This is a genomic window from Kitasatospora sp. Xyl93 (genome assembly GCF_055383135.1).
Genome location: NZ_AP029185.1, coordinates 1266313 through 1280276, shown reverse-complemented (window position 1 = coordinate 1280276; position 13964 = coordinate 1266313). Strand labels below are relative to the sequence as shown.

The 13964-nt window shown below is 74.9% G+C and carries 8 protein-coding genes; 6 read left to right on the top strand and 2 right to left on the bottom strand.

The genetic code is table 11. The features are described 5' to 3' along the window. Positions 1 to 317: 317 nt before the first annotated feature. Both ACZ5GH_RS05490 and ACZ5GH_RS05485 read right to left on the bottom strand, forming a co-directional pair. The gene (locus tag ACZ5GH_RS05490; protein WP_464333602.1) at positions 318 to 1013 is read right to left on the bottom strand and encodes a sirohydrochlorin chelatase; all 696 of its coding nucleotides are present in this window, start codon (positions 1011 to 1013) and stop codon (positions 318 to 320) included. Continuing rightward, on the bottom strand, positions 1013 to 2134 hold the full coding sequence (locus ACZ5GH_RS05485; RefSeq protein ID WP_464333601.1) for a uroporphyrinogen-III synthase: 1122 nt from the start codon (positions 2132 to 2134) through the stop codon (positions 1013 to 1015). The genes ACZ5GH_RS05490 and ACZ5GH_RS05485 overlap by 1 nt, the downstream gene beginning before the upstream one ends. A gap of 330 nt (positions 2135 to 2464) precedes the next feature. On the opposite strand from ACZ5GH_RS05485, the gene ACZ5GH_RS05480 reads away from it, so the two are divergent. The 6 genes from ACZ5GH_RS05480 to ACZ5GH_RS05455 all read left to right on the top strand — a co-directional run bounded on the left by ACZ5GH_RS05480 (position 2465) and on the right by ACZ5GH_RS05455 (position 13944). Further along, positions 2465 to 4582 carry a molybdopterin oxidoreductase family protein gene (locus tag ACZ5GH_RS05480; RefSeq protein WP_464336799.1) on the top strand — a complete coding sequence of 706 codons (2118 nt, stop codon included), beginning with the start codon at positions 2465 to 2467 and terminating at the stop codon, positions 4580 to 4582. Then, positions 4579 to 5802, top strand: coding sequence for an NAD(P)/FAD-dependent oxidoreductase (locus ACZ5GH_RS05475; protein ID WP_464333600.1), 1224 nt, complete (start codon positions 4579 to 4581; stop codon positions 5800 to 5802). Before ACZ5GH_RS05480 ends, ACZ5GH_RS05475 begins: the two co-directional genes overlap by 4 nt. Beyond that, complete coding sequence (gene nirB, locus ACZ5GH_RS05470) at positions 5799 to 8387, top strand: nitrite reductase large subunit NirB (protein ID WP_464333599.1); 2589 nt, start codon at positions 5799 to 5801, stop codon at positions 8385 to 8387. Before ACZ5GH_RS05475 ends, nirB begins: the two co-directional genes overlap by 4 nt. Further along, complete coding sequence (gene nirD, locus ACZ5GH_RS05465; protein ID WP_464333598.1) at positions 8384 to 8743, top strand: nitrite reductase small subunit NirD; 360 nt, start codon at positions 8384 to 8386, stop codon at positions 8741 to 8743. Before nirB ends, nirD begins: the two co-directional genes overlap by 4 nt. Next, positions 8740 to 10122, top strand: a complete 1383-nt coding sequence (locus ACZ5GH_RS05460; protein WP_464333597.1) for a nitrate/nitrite transporter — start codon at positions 8740 to 8742, stop codon at positions 10120 to 10122. The genes nirD and ACZ5GH_RS05460 overlap by 4 nt, the downstream gene beginning before the upstream one ends. A 105-nt stretch (positions 10123 to 10227) precedes the next feature. Beyond that, the gene (locus ACZ5GH_RS05455) at positions 10228 to 13944 is read left to right on the top strand and encodes a wHTH domain-containing protein (protein WP_464333596.1); all 3717 of its coding nucleotides are present in this window, start codon (positions 10228 to 10230) and stop codon (positions 13942 to 13944) included. Positions 13945 to 13964: the final 20 nt, after the last annotated feature.

Sequence of the window (13964 nt, the reverse complement as noted above, 5' to 3'; positions counted from 1 at the left end):
GTGACGGCCCGTGCCCCGGGTGTCCTGGGGCACGGGCCACCGTTTGTGTGCGGCTGCCGGGTGAGGGCGGGTTCGGGGGGGCGCCGTACGGGGGTGGCGCGAGGCCCGTGGGTTCGGCCAGGCATGGTCGCCCAGCAGGGCCAGGGCGGCGGGCAGCGGGTCGCGGGCGTCGGCGACCTGACGGCGTGCCAGGGCGGTGGGTGCGACCGCGGCCGTGCGCGTGAGAAGTCGGCCGGGCCGACTTCTCACGCACGTCCCGGGGCTCGGAACGGCCAGGAGAGTTCGGCCGCAGCCGACCTCTCCGGAGCCGGGTGCGGTCAGGCGGCCGCGAGCGCCTCGGTGGCCGCCCGGGCCTGGTCGTAGCGGTGGAGCACCAGGCGGGCGACGGCCGGGTGGGGGCCCAGGGGGGCGCTGGTCCAGGTGGCCGCGGTCGTGGCGGCGCGGCGGGCGAAGAAGCCGGGGGAGAGGAGGTAGCTCGCGAGGGCGACCTCGGGGTGGCCGGCCCGCCGGAGGTCGGCGACCGCCTGGTGCGGGGTGGGGGTGGCGGCCGACAGGTGCGACGGGGTGACCGGGCGCCCGAGCCGGGCGGCCAGCAGCGCGGCCATCCGGGCGGTGTCGGCGAGGGCGGCGGGGTCGGAGGAGCCGGCGCCGGCCAGCACCACGGGGGCGTGCGGCGGTGCGCCGCTCTCGGTGAGACGGTCGGCGAGGGCCTCGGCGAGCAGCGGGTGCGGGCCGAGCACGGGGGCGAGGTGGGGCAGCGGGAGACCGGCGGCGGCGAGCGCGGCGGGGAGGTCGACCCGCTGGTGGTAGCCGTTGGAGAGGAGGAGGGGGACCAGGACCGGCCGGGAGCCGGCGACTTGGGAGAGGGCTTCGGCGAGCGAGGGGCGGGCGAGGTCCAGGAAGCAGCAGCGGACGGGCAGTTCGGGCCGGAGCGAGCGAACCGTCCGCAGCAGCAGGCGGATCGAGGTGCCGGCCGCCTGGTCCCGGCTGCCGTGCGCGACGGCGAGCAGCATCAGCCCGCCGCCAGCCGGTAGCCGCGCTTGGGGACCGTCCGGATCAGCCCCGCGTGCGGCCCCAGGGCGGCCCGCAGCCGGCCGATCGCCGCCTCCACCGCGTGTTCGTCGGCGCTCGCGTCCGGCCAGGCGGCGCGCAGGAGTTCGGCCCGGCTGAGCACCCGGCCGGGCCGCTCGGCGAGTGCCCGCAGGACGGCGGCTCCGCGCGGGCTGAGCCGGTGGCTCTCGCCGTCGACCAGGACGGCGTTCCCCTGGAGGGTCAACAGCAGCCCGGGCAGGGGGACTTCGCGTCGGGAGCGGCCCGGAAGGGTGTCCGCGAGCAGTCGGACCAGGGCGCCGAGCCGGCCGCGTTCGGGGTGGACGGCGGGCAGGCCGAGCTCGGTGAGCGGCCGGGCGCAGAGCGTGCCGACGCAGACCGGCAGGACGTCCGCGCGCAGGGCGTCGAGCAGCGCCTCGCGCAGGCCCTCGTCCTCCGCCGCGGCGAGCAGCGCGGTGATCGCGGGGGCGCTGGTGAAGGTGAGCGCGTGCACCTGGCGCCGTACGGTCTGGTCGAGCAGGCGGCGCACCGCCCCCGGGTCCTCCGGCGGTGCCCAGCGGTACACCGGAACGGAGATCACCTCGGCGCCGCGTTCGCGCAGCGCCGCCGCGAAGGCGTCCAGCCGGACCCCGTGCTCCTGGACGGCGATCCGCCGCCCGGCCAGCGGGCGGGCGAGCAGCCAGGTGAGCAGTTCGTCGGTGGCCTCGGTGGCGGGGGACCAGCCCTCGTCCAGCCCGCTCGCCCGGACCGCCCCGGTGGCCTTGGGGCCGCGGCTGAGCACCACCGCGCCGCGGCAGGCCTCGGCGAGCGCGGCGCCCCGGCCCCAGCCCTCGGCGGCGCTCATCCAGCCGCGCCAGCCGACCCCGGTGGTGGCCACCACGTAGTCGAGCGGGCCGGCCAGGCAGCGGTCGGTGGCCTCGCGCAGGGCGAGGTCGTCGGCGAGCGGCAGGATGCGCAGCACCGGGGCCTCGACCACCTGGGCGCCGCGCCGGGTGAGCAGCGCGGTCAGCTCCTCGCGGCGGCGCGCGGCGGTGACGCCGACGGTGTAGCCGGTGAGGGGCCCCGGCTGGGTGAGGGTTGCCATGCCGGTCAGCCTCCGCCGCACGTGTTACGGGGGCATTGCCCGGCCGTCACCTGCCGGTAAGCGAAAGTGCCGCCGAGGTTACGGCAGATGTCCGGCCGTGCACCCTGCGGCCGGGACGGCGTGAGCGAGGTGTACCGCGCACGCAACACCGGCGACCCGCTCGCGAAACAGCGGGCGGCGACCTTTCTGGGCATGACGCCGACCAGCCCCAGCGCCACGACGACCGGCCCCGGTGCCGGGCCGACCAGCCCCAGCGCCGCGTCGACCGGCCGTGCCGCCGCCGTGGCCGCCACCGACACGCACTGCCCGTACTGCTCGCTGCAGTGCGGGATGCGGCTGGCGCCGGGGGCGGACCTGCCCGTCGAGGTGCTGGAGCGCCCCGACTTCCCGGTGAACCGCGGCGCGCTGTGCGGCAAGGGCCGCTCGGCGCCGGCGCTGCTCGCCCGGGACGTCCGGCTGACCGGCCCGCTGCTGCGCGACCGCCCCGGCGGGCCGCTGCGTTCGGCCGGCTGGCCGGAGGCACTGGACCGGGTGGCCGCCGGACTGGCCCGGGTCCGGGCGGAGCACGGGCCGGACGCGGTCGGCGTGTTCGGCGGCGGCGGGCTGACCAACGAGAAGGCGTACCTGCTGGGCAAGTTCGCCCGGGTCGTGCTGGGCACCGCCAACATCGATTACAACGGCCGGTTCTGCATGTCCTCGGCCGCCGCCGCGCACCGCCGGGCCTTCGGCCTGGACCGCGGACTGCCGTTCCCGCTCGCCGACATCCCGCACACCGGCTGCCTGGTCCTGGTCGGCGGCAACCCGGCCGAGACGATGCCGCCCGCCGTCCGCTACCTCCGCGAACTGCGGGAGAACGGCGGGAAGTTGATCGTGGTCGACCCGCGCCGCACCCGCACCGCCGAACTGGCCGACCTGCACCTGCAGCCCCGCCCCGGCGGGGACCTGGCGCTCGCCCTCGGCCTGCTGCACCTGGTGATCGCCGACGGACTGGTCGACCACGAGTTCGTCGCCGAGCGGACGTCGGGCTTCGAGCGGGCGCGCGAGGCGGCGATGGCCCACTGGCCCGACCGGGTGGAGCGGATCACCGGCGTGCCCGCCCACCGACTGCGGGAGGCGGCGGGCCTGTTCGGCCGGGCGGCGACCGGCATGGTGCTCACCGCGCGCGGCCCGGAGCAGCAGAGCAAGGGCACCGACACCGTCGGCGCCTGGATCGACCTCTGCCTGGCCACCGGCAAGGCCGGCCGTCCGTACAGCGGCTACGGCTGCCTGACCGGCCAGGGCAACGGCCAGGGCGGGCGCGAGCACGGCCAGAAGGCCGACCAGCTGCCCGGCTACCGCTCGATCGAGGACCCGGCGGCGCGCGAGCACGTCGCCGGCGTCTGGGGCGTGCCCGCCGGGAGCCTGCCCGGTCCCGGCAAGTCGGCGTACGAGCTGCTGGACGGCCTCGGCCGCCCCGGCGGCGTCCGGGCGCTGCTGCTGGCCGGCTCCAACCCGGCGGTGTCCGCGCCGAACGCCGGGCACGTCACCGAACGGCTGCGCGCGCTGGACCTGCTGGTGGTCGCCGACCTGGTGCTCTCCGAGACGGCCCGGCTCGCGGACGTCGTGCTGCCGGTCACCCAGTGGGCCGAGGAGACTGGCACCACCACCAACCTGGAGGGCCGGGTGATCCTGCGCCGCCGCGCCGTCGACCCGCCCGAGGGCGTGCGCAGCGAACTGTGGGTGCTGCGCGAGCTGGCCGCCCGGCTCGGGGTGCCGGACGGCTTCCCGGCGGACGGCTTCCCGGTCGAGGCCGAGCGGGCCTTCGACGAGCTGCGCCGTGCCTCGGCCGGCGGCGACGCCGACTACGCGGGCATCGACTACGCCCGGATCGCCGCCGAGGACGGGGTGTTCTGGCCCTGCCCGACGCCGGACCACCCGGGCACGCCCCGGCTGTTCCTGGACCGCTTCGCCACCCCGGACGGCCGGGCCCGGTTCGCCGCCGTCACCCACCGCCCGGCCGGCGAGGAACCGGACGAGGCCTACCCCCTGTACCTGACCACCGGCCGGGTGCTCGCCCAGTACCAGAGCGGGGCGCAGACCCGCCGGGTCGCCGAGCTGAACTCGGCCGCGCCCGGACCGTACGTCGAGCTGCACCCCAGGCTCGCCGCGCGGCTCGGGATCGCCGACGGCGAGCCGGTGGCCGTCACCAGCCGGCGCGGCCGGGCCGTCGCCCCGGCCCGGGTCACCGAGGCGATCCGGCCGGACACCGTCTTCATGCCCTTCCACTGGGCGGGCGCCGGCCGGGCCAACAGCCTCACCAACCCGGCGCTGGACCCGGTCTCCCGGATGCCGGAGTTCAAGCTCTGCGCCGTCCGGGTGGAGCCGCTCCGGTCGCAGTCGGCCGGGTCGGACACGGCCGGAGCGGACGCGGCAGGTTCGGAGCACGCCCGAGAGGAGGCGGCGGCATGACCCCGAGGATCGCCGTGGTCGGCGGCGGCATGGCGGCCGCCCGCTTCGCCGAGCGGTACGGCGCCCTCGGCGGCGCCGGCGAGGTGACGCTGTACGGCGCCGAGCCGCGCGCCCCGTACAACCGGGTGCTGCTCGCCGAGGTGCTGACCGGCCGCTACGACGCCGAGTCGATCGCCCTGCCGCTCGGCGGGGCGTCCGCCCGGCCCGGTTGCGAGGTGGTCGCCCTCGATCCGGCCGCCCGCACCCTGCGGCTGGCCGACGGCACCGTGGAGCCCTGGGACGAACTGGTGCTGGCCACCGGCGCCAACCCGGTGCTGCCGCCCGTCCGCGGGCTGCGCCGCCCCGACGGGTACGGCCTGGTCGAGGGCGTGCACACGCTGCGCACCCTGGAGGACTGCGCCCGGCTGGCCGAGGAGGCGGTGGGCGCCAAGCGGGCGGTGGTGATCGGCGGCGGGGTGCTCGGGGTGAGCGCCGCCCGGGCGCTGGCCGCGCTCGGAGTGCGCACCGAAATCGTCCACCAGGCGCCGTACCTGATCGAGCGTCAGCTCGACCCGGAGGCGGCCGCCGTGCTGCGCGAGCGGCTCCGGACGCTCGGCGTCGACTGCTACACCGGCAACCGCGCCCGGACCGTGCACGGCGGCGAGTCGGTGGCCGCCGTGGAGCTGGCCAACGGGTACCGGCTGGACTGCGACCTGGTGGTCCTCGCCTGCGGCACCCGCCCGCGCACCGCGCTCGCCCACACGGCAGGCCTGCCGGTCGGCACCGGCATCCTGGTCGACGACCGGCTGGCCGTCGCCCCGCGGGTGTCCGCGATCGGCGACTGCGCCGAGCACCGCGGCACCGTCCACGGCCTGGCCGGCCCCGCCTGGGAACAGGCCGACGTGCTCGCCCGTCGCCTCTCCGGCGCCGAGCCCGAAGCCCGCTACCCCGGCACCAGCCCGCGCGCCCGGCTCAGCACCGGAGACCTGGAGTACGCCGCCTTCGGCGCCGTGGACGAGACCCTCGACCCCGGCCTCGACGTGCTGCGGCTCGCCGACGCCACCCGCGGCAGCTACAAGAAGCTCGTCCTGCGCGGCGACCGGCTGGTCGGCGCCATCCTGCTCGGCGACCTGGCCGCCGTGGACGCCTTGGCCGGCGCCTTCGCCGACGGCGGCGCGCTGGCCGGCCACCCCCTGCACCTGCTCACCCGAGGAACCGCAATGACTGGAGAAGCGCGATGACCCTTGACGACCGGACTGTCCGCGACCTCGTCCTGGTCGGCCACGGCATGGTCGGCCAGCGCTTCCTGGAGGCCTGGACCGAGCAGTCGGCCGCGCGCGGTTGGCGGGTCACCGTGCTCGCCGAGGAGCCCAGGCCCGCCTACGACCGGGTCCACCTCAGCTCGCTGTTCGACGGCAGCACCGCCGAGGACCTCGCGCTCTGCCCGTCCGGCTTCCTCGCCGAGCACGGCATCGACCTGCGCCTGGGCGACCCGGCCACCGCGATCGACCGGGCCGGGCGGACCGTCACCACCCGGTCCGGTGCCGAAGTCCGCTACGACGTCCTGGTGCTGGCCACCGGCTCGGTGCCGTTCGTACCGCCGGTGCCCGGGACGGACGCCCCCGGCTGCCACGTCTACCGCACCATCGAGGACGTCGACGCCATCCGCGCCGACGCCGCCACCGCCGGCACCGGCGTGGTGGTCGGCGGCGGACTGCTCGGCCTGGAGGCGGCCGGCGCCCTGCGGGCCGGTGGCCTGGCCACCCACGTGGTGGAGTTCGCGCCCCGGCTGATGGCCGTCCAGGTCGACGACGGCGGCGGCGCAGCGCTGCGCCGCAAGATCGAGGACCTGGGCGTCACCGTGCACACCGGCGCCGGCGCCGGCGGCGTGCTCACCGGCCCGGACGGCCGGGTCCGCGGCCTCGCCCTGTCCGACGGCCGGGAGCTGCCCGCCGACCTGGTGGTCTTCTCCGCCGGGGTGCGCGCCCGCGACCAGCTCGCCCGGGACTGCGGACTGCCGGTCGGCCCGCGCGGCGGCGTGGTGGTCGACGAGCGGTGCCGCACCGAGGACCCGGCGGTCCTCGCCATCGGCGAGTGCGCCCAGGCCGTCGACGGCCGGGTCTACGGCCTGGTCGCCCCCGGCTACCAGATGGCCGAGACGGCCGCCCGCACGGTGGCCGGCCTGGACGGCGCGGCCTTCACCGGCGCCGACCTCTCCACCAAGCTCAAGCTGCTCGGCGTGGACGTCGCCAGCTTCGGCGACCCGCACGGCACCGCCGAGGGCGCCCTCGACGTGCTCTACAGCGACAGCCGCAGCGGCGTCTACCGCAAGCTCGTCATCGGCACCGACGGCGCGCTGCTCGGCGGCGTCCTGGTCGGCGACACCGAGGGCTACGGCACCCTGCGCCCGCTCGCCGTCGGCGGCAAACCGCTCACCGTGGCCCCCGAACAGCTCGTCCTGCCCGCCGGGTTCGCGGGGGCCGCCGGGCCGGTCGCGCTGCCCGACGACGCGGTGCTCTGCTCCTGCCACAACGTCACCCAGGGCGCGGTGCGCGCCGCCGTCCGCGAGCAGGGCGCCGACAGCGTCGCCGCCGTCAAGAAGTGCACCCGGGCCGGCACCGGCTGCGGCAGCTGCCTCAAGCAGCTCGGCACCGTCGTCACCGAGGAGCTGGAGGCCGCCGGGGTCTCCGCGTTCAAGGGCCTGTGCGAGCACTTCGCCCACACCCGGGCCGAGTTGTACGAGATCGTCCGGGTGACCGGGGTGACCACCTTCACCGAACTGCGCGACCGGCACGGCAGCGGCGAGGGCTGCGAGATCTGCAAGCCGACCGTCGCCTCCATCCTGGCCAGCCTCGGCAACGGCCACATCCTGGACGGCGAGCAGGGCGCGCTCCAGGACTCCAACGACCACTTCCTCGCCAACCTCCAGCGCAACGGCTCGTACTCCGTCGTCCCCCGGGTGCCCGGCGGCGAGATCACCCCCGAGGGTCTGATCACCATCGGCGAGATCGCCCGCGACCACGGCCTGTACACCAAGATCACCGGCGGCCAGCGGATCGACATGTTCGGCGCCACCGTCGACCAACTGCCCGCGATCTGGCACCGGTTGGTCGAGGCCGGGTTCGAGTCCGGGCACGCCTACGGCAAGTCGCTGCGCACCGTGAAGTCCTGCGTCGGCGAGACCTGGTGCCGCTACGGAGTCCAGGACTCCACCGCCCTGGCCATCGAACTCGAGCTGCGCTACCGGGGGTTGCGCTCCCCGCACAAGCTCAAGGCGGCCGTCTCCGGCTGCGCCCGCGAGTGCGCGGAGGCGCAGAGCAAGGACTTCGGCATCATCGCCACCTCGGCCGGCTGGAACCTCTACGTCGGCGGCAACGGCGGCATGACCCCGCGCCACGCCGACCTGCTCGCCGCCGACCTCGACCGCGAGACGCTGATCCGCACCATCGACCGCTACCTGATGTTCTACATCCGCACCGCCGACCGGCTGGAACGCACCTCGGTCTGGCTGGAGCGGATGGAGGGCGGCCTGGACCACCTGCGCGCCGTCGTCCTCGACGACTCGCTCGGCATCGCCGCCGAACTGGACGACCTGATGGACCGTCACATCTGCGGCTACCAGGACGAATGGGCCGCCACCCTGGCCGACCCCGAGCGGCTGCGGCGCTTCGCCTCCTTCGTCAACGCCCCCGGCACCCCCGACCCCGCCGTGACCTTCGTCCCCGAACGCGGGCAGATCCGCCCGGCCCGCCCCGGCGAGGCCGGCCACACCCTCAACGCCCCGGTGCTGGTCGCCGGGGCCCGACTGGAGGTGCTCACCCCGTGACCGTACAGATCCACGACGGCACCAGCTGGCAGACCGTCTGCGACCTCACCGACCTCCAACCCGGCCGCGGCGTCGCCGTGCTGCTCCCCGAAGCCGGACAGGTCGCGCTCTTCCGCGACGGCTCCGACGAGCTGTACGCCGTCGACAACCTCGACCCGTTCAGCGGCGCCCCCGTCCTCGCCCGCGGCCTGCTCGGCAGCCGCGGCGACCGGCCGACGCTCATCTCGCCGATGTACAAGCAGGTCTACGACCTCACCGACGGCCGCTGCCTGGACGAGGACACCGCCCCCGACGGCACGCCCGCCGTACTGCGCCGCTGGCCGGTCCGGGCCCTCGCCGGGGAGGCCGCGGCATGACGACCGTCCTCGACACCAGATCGCCCGCCCCGCTGACCGGTTGGGACCCGGAGGACGAGGAGTTCTGGGCCCGCGACGGCGCCCGGATCGCCCGCCGGAACCTGGTCTTCTCGGTGCTCTCCGAACACATCGGCTTCTCGGTGTGGAGCCTCTGGTCGGTCCTGGTGCTGTTCCTCGGCCCCGAGTACCACATCGACACCGCGGGCAAGTTCACCCTCACCGCCCTGCCGACCGCCCTCGGCGCGCTGCTGCGGCTGCCGTACACCTTCGCCGTCGCCCGCTTCGGCGGCCGGACCTGGACGGTGATCAGCGCACTGCTGCTGCTCGTGCCCACCGCGCTCGCCGCCCTGGTGCTGGAACCCGGGGTGCCGTACGGGACGCTGCTGGCCGTCGCCTGCGTGGCGGGCGTCGGCGGCGGCAACTTCGCCTCCTCGATGGCCAACATCAACGCCTTCTACCCGCACCGGCTCAAGGGCTGGGCGCTCGGCGTCAACGCGGGCGGCGGCAACCTGGGCGTGCCCGCGGTGCAGCTGCTCGGGCTGCTGGTGCTGGCCACCGCCGGCGCCGCCCACCCCCGGCTGCTGCCGCTGCTCTACCTGCCGCTGATCCTGCTGGCGGCGGCGGGGGCGTGGTGGCGGATGGACAACCTGCCAGTGGCGTCGGGCGGTTCGGGCGGTTCGGGCGGCTCGGGAGGTTCGGGCGGTTCGGGCGGATCGGGGGAGGGGCGGGCGCTGCGCGAGGTCGCCCGCGATCCGTACGGCTGGGCCGTCTCCACCCTCTACATCGGCACCTTCGGTTCCTTCATCGGCTTCGGGTTCGCCTTCGGACAGGTGCTCCAGGTGCAGTTCCACGAGCGCTTCGACACCCCTGCCAAGGCCGCCGCGCTCACCTTCCTCGGGCCGCTGCTCGGCTCGCTGCTGCGGCCGGTCGGCGGACGCCTCGCCGACCGGTACGGCGGCGCGCGGGTGACCCTGGGCACCTTCGCCGCCATGGGCGCCGGTACGGCGGTGGTGCTCGCCGCCTCCCGGGCGGGCTCGCTGCCGCTGTTCCTCGGCGGGTTCGTCGCCCTGTTCGTGCTCAGCGGCATCGGCAACGGCTCGACGTACAAGATGATCCCGGCGCACTACCAGGCCGTCGCCCGGACGGCGGTCGCGGCCGGCGCCGAACCGGCGGCCGCCGAGGCCGACTCCCGACGCCGGTCCGCGGCGCTGATCGGGCTCGCGGGAGCGGTCGGGGCGTTCGGCGGGGTGCTGGTGAACCTGGCGTTCCGGCAGTCCTTCCTGGCCGGCGGCAACGGGGACGCGGCCTACACGGGGTTCCTGCTGGCCTACGCGGCCTGCTCGGCGCTGACCTGGGCGGTCTGGCTCCGGCGGCGCTGAGGGGCTGGTCGCCCGTCACTCCGCGCGCGGCATCCCGACCGACGACCGTGGCGCGAACCGCGATTGCCCTACGCTCGTCCCCGGCACATGGGGAGGGCGCAGGGCATGGTCGACAACACGACGAACGCGGTGAACGGCGCAGTGACCGGGCCGGTCGTGCAGGCAGGGAGCATCGGGGCCGTCTACCTGGACGGGAGCCGGCCCCCGGCGGTGCCGGAAGGGGCCGACCACTGGGTGCGGGCCGCCGCGGAGTCCCGCGTCTGGAAGCACGTCCGGGAGGACCGGGACGTCGAGCCGTACCGGCGCGTCGTGCTGACGGCCGTGGGCGAGCTGGCCGTGCTGCGGGACTCGGTCGACCTGGCGGACGATCCCTGGCAGGACCCGGGCATCGCGGAGCGCTTCGCCTCACGAGTCGACTGGCTGCTCGGCAACGACCGCCTGGACCTCTACCCGGCCGAGGCGGCGCTGCTGGCGGTGCTTCCGTTCCTCTACCGGGTCCGTTCGCTGCGGTTGGCGGCGGCGCGGGTCTCCGTCCGTCCGACCGACCTGCTGCCCTCGGACGGCATCGGCGACCGGGCCGCGTACGAGCAGTTCATCGAGTCCTACGACCTCCTCGTGGGCCGCACCCGGACCCGGCCGAACTCCACCGCCCCGCTCGGCTGGTGGCTCTACCACCGCTGGCTCGACCAGTATGAGGATCTCGCCGACCCCGAGGGCGTCGGCGAGATCCTCGACCGGGTGCCCGCGCTGTCGGAACTCGGCGAGACCTTCGCCCTCAAGCGGATCTGCGCCCTGCTGCACGGTCTGCGCCGGGGCCCCGACGTCGGGAACCGCGACTACCTCGCCGGCCTCAGCGCGCACGACCACCTGCGGGCGCCAGGCGAACAGCACGTCCGGGAACTGCGGTTGGCGCTGCTGCTGGCGCTGGCGTACGGGACGGCCGTCGAGATGACCGCCCTGCCCGAGATCGTGGCCGAACACCTCGGCATCCCGGAGCAGTACGAGGTCGACCTCGTCGACCTGCGCCGGACACTCGAACTCGCCGTCTGGGGCGGCTCGTACGACCTGCCGGTGCTGCGCGCCGAGTGTCATCACGAGGCAGTGGTGGAAAGCCTGCGCGAGTACACCGCCCGGGCCGACGAAATCCTCCACGCCGTCCGCCGCGTCCTAACGTCGCATCCCCTCCCTACCCGCCTGACCTCCGACGAAGCCGCGCCTGCGCCCGGTGCCTTCACCGGCTGGGCGCGCTTCCGGATGGACGAACGCCGGGTGCGTAGCCTGCTGATGGGCGTCGAGCTCTACCGCGACCGGGACCTCGCCGTGCGCGAGCTCTACCAGAACGCCCTGGACGCATGCCGGTACCGCCGCGCCCGCACGGAGTACCTCGACCGCACGAACCCGATCGCCACCTTCACCTACGAAGGCCGGATCGAGTTCCGCCAGGGCGTCGACGAGAACGGCCGCGCCTACCTGGAATGCCAGGACAACGGCGTCGGCATGGGCGAGGAGGAGCTCAGGGGCGTCTTCTCCAACGCCGGCGCCCGCTTCGCCGAACAACTCGACTTCAAGCTCGAACGCGCCGAGTGGCGCAAGGTCGACCCACCCGTCGAGCTGTACCCCAACAGCCGCTTCGGCATCGGCGTGCTGAGCTACTTCATGCTCGCCGACGAGATCCGGGTGACCACCTGCCGCATGCACGCCGACGGCAGCCTCGGCCCGCAGCTGGAGGTCTCCATCTACGGCCCGAGCCACCTCTTCCGGATCCTCCCCCGGCCCGAGCCGGCTCGGAAGCCCGGCACCACGGTGCGGCTGTACCTGCGAGAGGACATCGACCTCGGCGCGTCCTGGTCGGCCCTCGACGTCCTCGAACGCCTGCTGGGGATCGCGGAGTTCCGCACCACGGCGGTGCACGGTGAGCGCGTCGTCGAGTGGCGGCCGAAGACGCTGCGGACCAGAGAGGCGCAGTCGGACGAGGAGTTCGGGTTCCACGCGTCGGGCACGCTCGTCCCGTGGGAGCACGCTCCCGACGGTGCGCAGGTGGTGTGGTGCCAGTACGGCGGGGCCGTGTTGGTGGACGGCCTGTTCGTCCGGCCTTCTGCGGCGGGAGAGTTCGTGGGCGCCGGCCAGGGCCTGGAGGGGGCCGTGGTGAACCTGTCGGGGGTGTGGTCACCGAACAAGTTGTCGGTGGACCGGCGCCTGGTCATCGATGACGTGTCCCAGCAGGTACGTCGGCTCCTGGAGTCGGCGGCGGTCGATCTGGTCCGGACCGACGCGGCGCTGCTGAGCATGGAGTGGCTCGCGCGGGTGACGCCCGGCCATGTCGGCGTCGCCGATGTGGTGGCTGCCGAGTGCGTCAAGCAGGGGCGCCGGTTCGAGTACCGCGGCTTCGAGTTCGACACCCGACGGACGGGGTGTTGCCCGGTGGACCTCGACCTGTTCGGCGCGGTGGGAATCCCCCTACCCGACGGAGGCAGCGCGTTGGGGTGGCTGTCCGGCGCGCCGGACGACTCCGTGGTCCTCTGGAGGCTCCTGGCGCACGACCGGCAGCAGGAGTTGGCGGAACTCGCGGAGATCTGGCCGCCGCTCCTGACGGTCGGCCGCGGACGTGTGGCCATGCCCTCCGACCAGCTCGCCATGACGGAGAAGCGTGGCCGCAGGACGCCATACTGGCGGCGCTTCCCCCGGGTCGGCCGGGTGGAGGGCCTCCCCGAGACGGATGGTCGGCCGGTCACGGTCACCGACTTGGTGACGGCAGCGGACGAGCGGTCCGAATCGGTCGCCCGGGTGGCCGCAGACTGGTCGCGGGCCGGAGTGAACGTTCCCGGGGCCGTCCTCGACCTGGCGCTTGCCGTCGAGTCGGACCGGGTGTTCCTGAGGGAGACTGAGGAGGGGCGGAGGTTTCGTGGGTGGCCGGAGCCGGGTGAGGCCGTCGCTCCGGGGTACCTGGCCAAGGCCGGCGCTGTGCTGGGGGTTCCCGTCACGGAGGTCGCCGAGGCCATGGCGTCCTACGGACTGGAGGTCGATCTCACGGGACTTCCGGACCTGCCGTCGAACGAGACGGCCGTGCTGCTCAGTCACCAACTCGACGGGTTGTGGCCATGGTTGAGCCGGGCGCACCCCGTTCCCGTCGCCCATGTGCTGCGCGTGGCGGATGAGTCGGGGGCGAGCATCGCCGAGGTGCTCGGGTCCTTCGCGGGGCTCGGGTTCCCGATCCCCGAGATGCCGCACGATGCCACACCGGATGATCTGTTCCTCTTCGACGGGCGGTCGGCGTGGGGCGATCCCGCGGACGTCCACTTCCGGTTCGCGTTCTCCCTGCTGAGGGACGACGAGATCTCGCTGGAGGAGCTGGTCGAGCGGTACCGTGCCTACGGATCGCCGGTTTTCCTACCGGGCCCGGCCACGCGCCTCGACCGGGAGCTCTTCCACCCCGACAGCGTCATGGACTGGGACGACCTGGCGATGGGGGACACGGTTCCGCTGGCCAAGTTGATCACGGCGGGGTACCGCCTCGACCGGAGTCCGGGGGAGCTGGCCCGCCATCTGAGGTCCCGGGGGATCGCCCTGTCCTGCGACGACCTGCCCCGGCAGCTGACGCACCGCCAGGCGCTGGAGATCGTCGGCGAGCTGGACAACAGCCCGCACATGGTCGGCAAGGGCATCTCGTTGGTGACCCTGCTGGAGGTGTCCCGGCGAACCGGCCACTCGGTCGCGCAGATCGCCGAGTGGTACCGGGAGTGGGGCATCCCCGTCCCCGACGTCGCCGAGTCGATCCGCGACGCCCTCGCACGGGTCCCGACGGCCGACGCCGACCCCTCCTGACCGCCGCGGACGCGGCGCCC

Bases quoted from the DNA above. Each gene is read 5' to 3' on its own strand.
- ACZ5GH_RS05490 (WP_464333602.1), bottom strand. From the start codon at position 1,013: ATGCTGCTCGCCGTCGCGCACGGCAGCCGGGACCAGGCGGCCGGCACC.
- ACZ5GH_RS05485 (WP_464333601.1), bottom strand. From the start codon at position 2,134: ATGGCAACCCTCACCCAGCCGGGGCCCCTCACCGGCTACACCGTCGGC.
- ACZ5GH_RS05480 (WP_464336799.1), top strand. From the start codon at position 2,465: ATGCGGCTGGCGCCGGGGGCGGACCTGCCCGTCGAGGTGCTGGAGCGC.
- ACZ5GH_RS05475 (WP_464333600.1), top strand. From the start codon at position 4,579: ATGACCCCGAGGATCGCCGTGGTCGGCGGCGGCATGGCGGCCGCCCGC.
- nirB (WP_464333599.1), top strand. From the start codon at position 5,799: ATGACCCTTGACGACCGGACTGTCCGCGACCTCGTCCTGGTCGGCCAC.
- ACZ5GH_RS05460 (WP_464333597.1), top strand. From the start codon at position 8,740: ATGACGACCGTCCTCGACACCAGATCGCCCGCCCCGCTGACCGGTTGG.
- ACZ5GH_RS05455 (WP_464333596.1), top strand. From the start codon at position 10,228: ATGGTCGACAACACGACGAACGCGGTGAACGGCGCAGTGACCGGGCCG.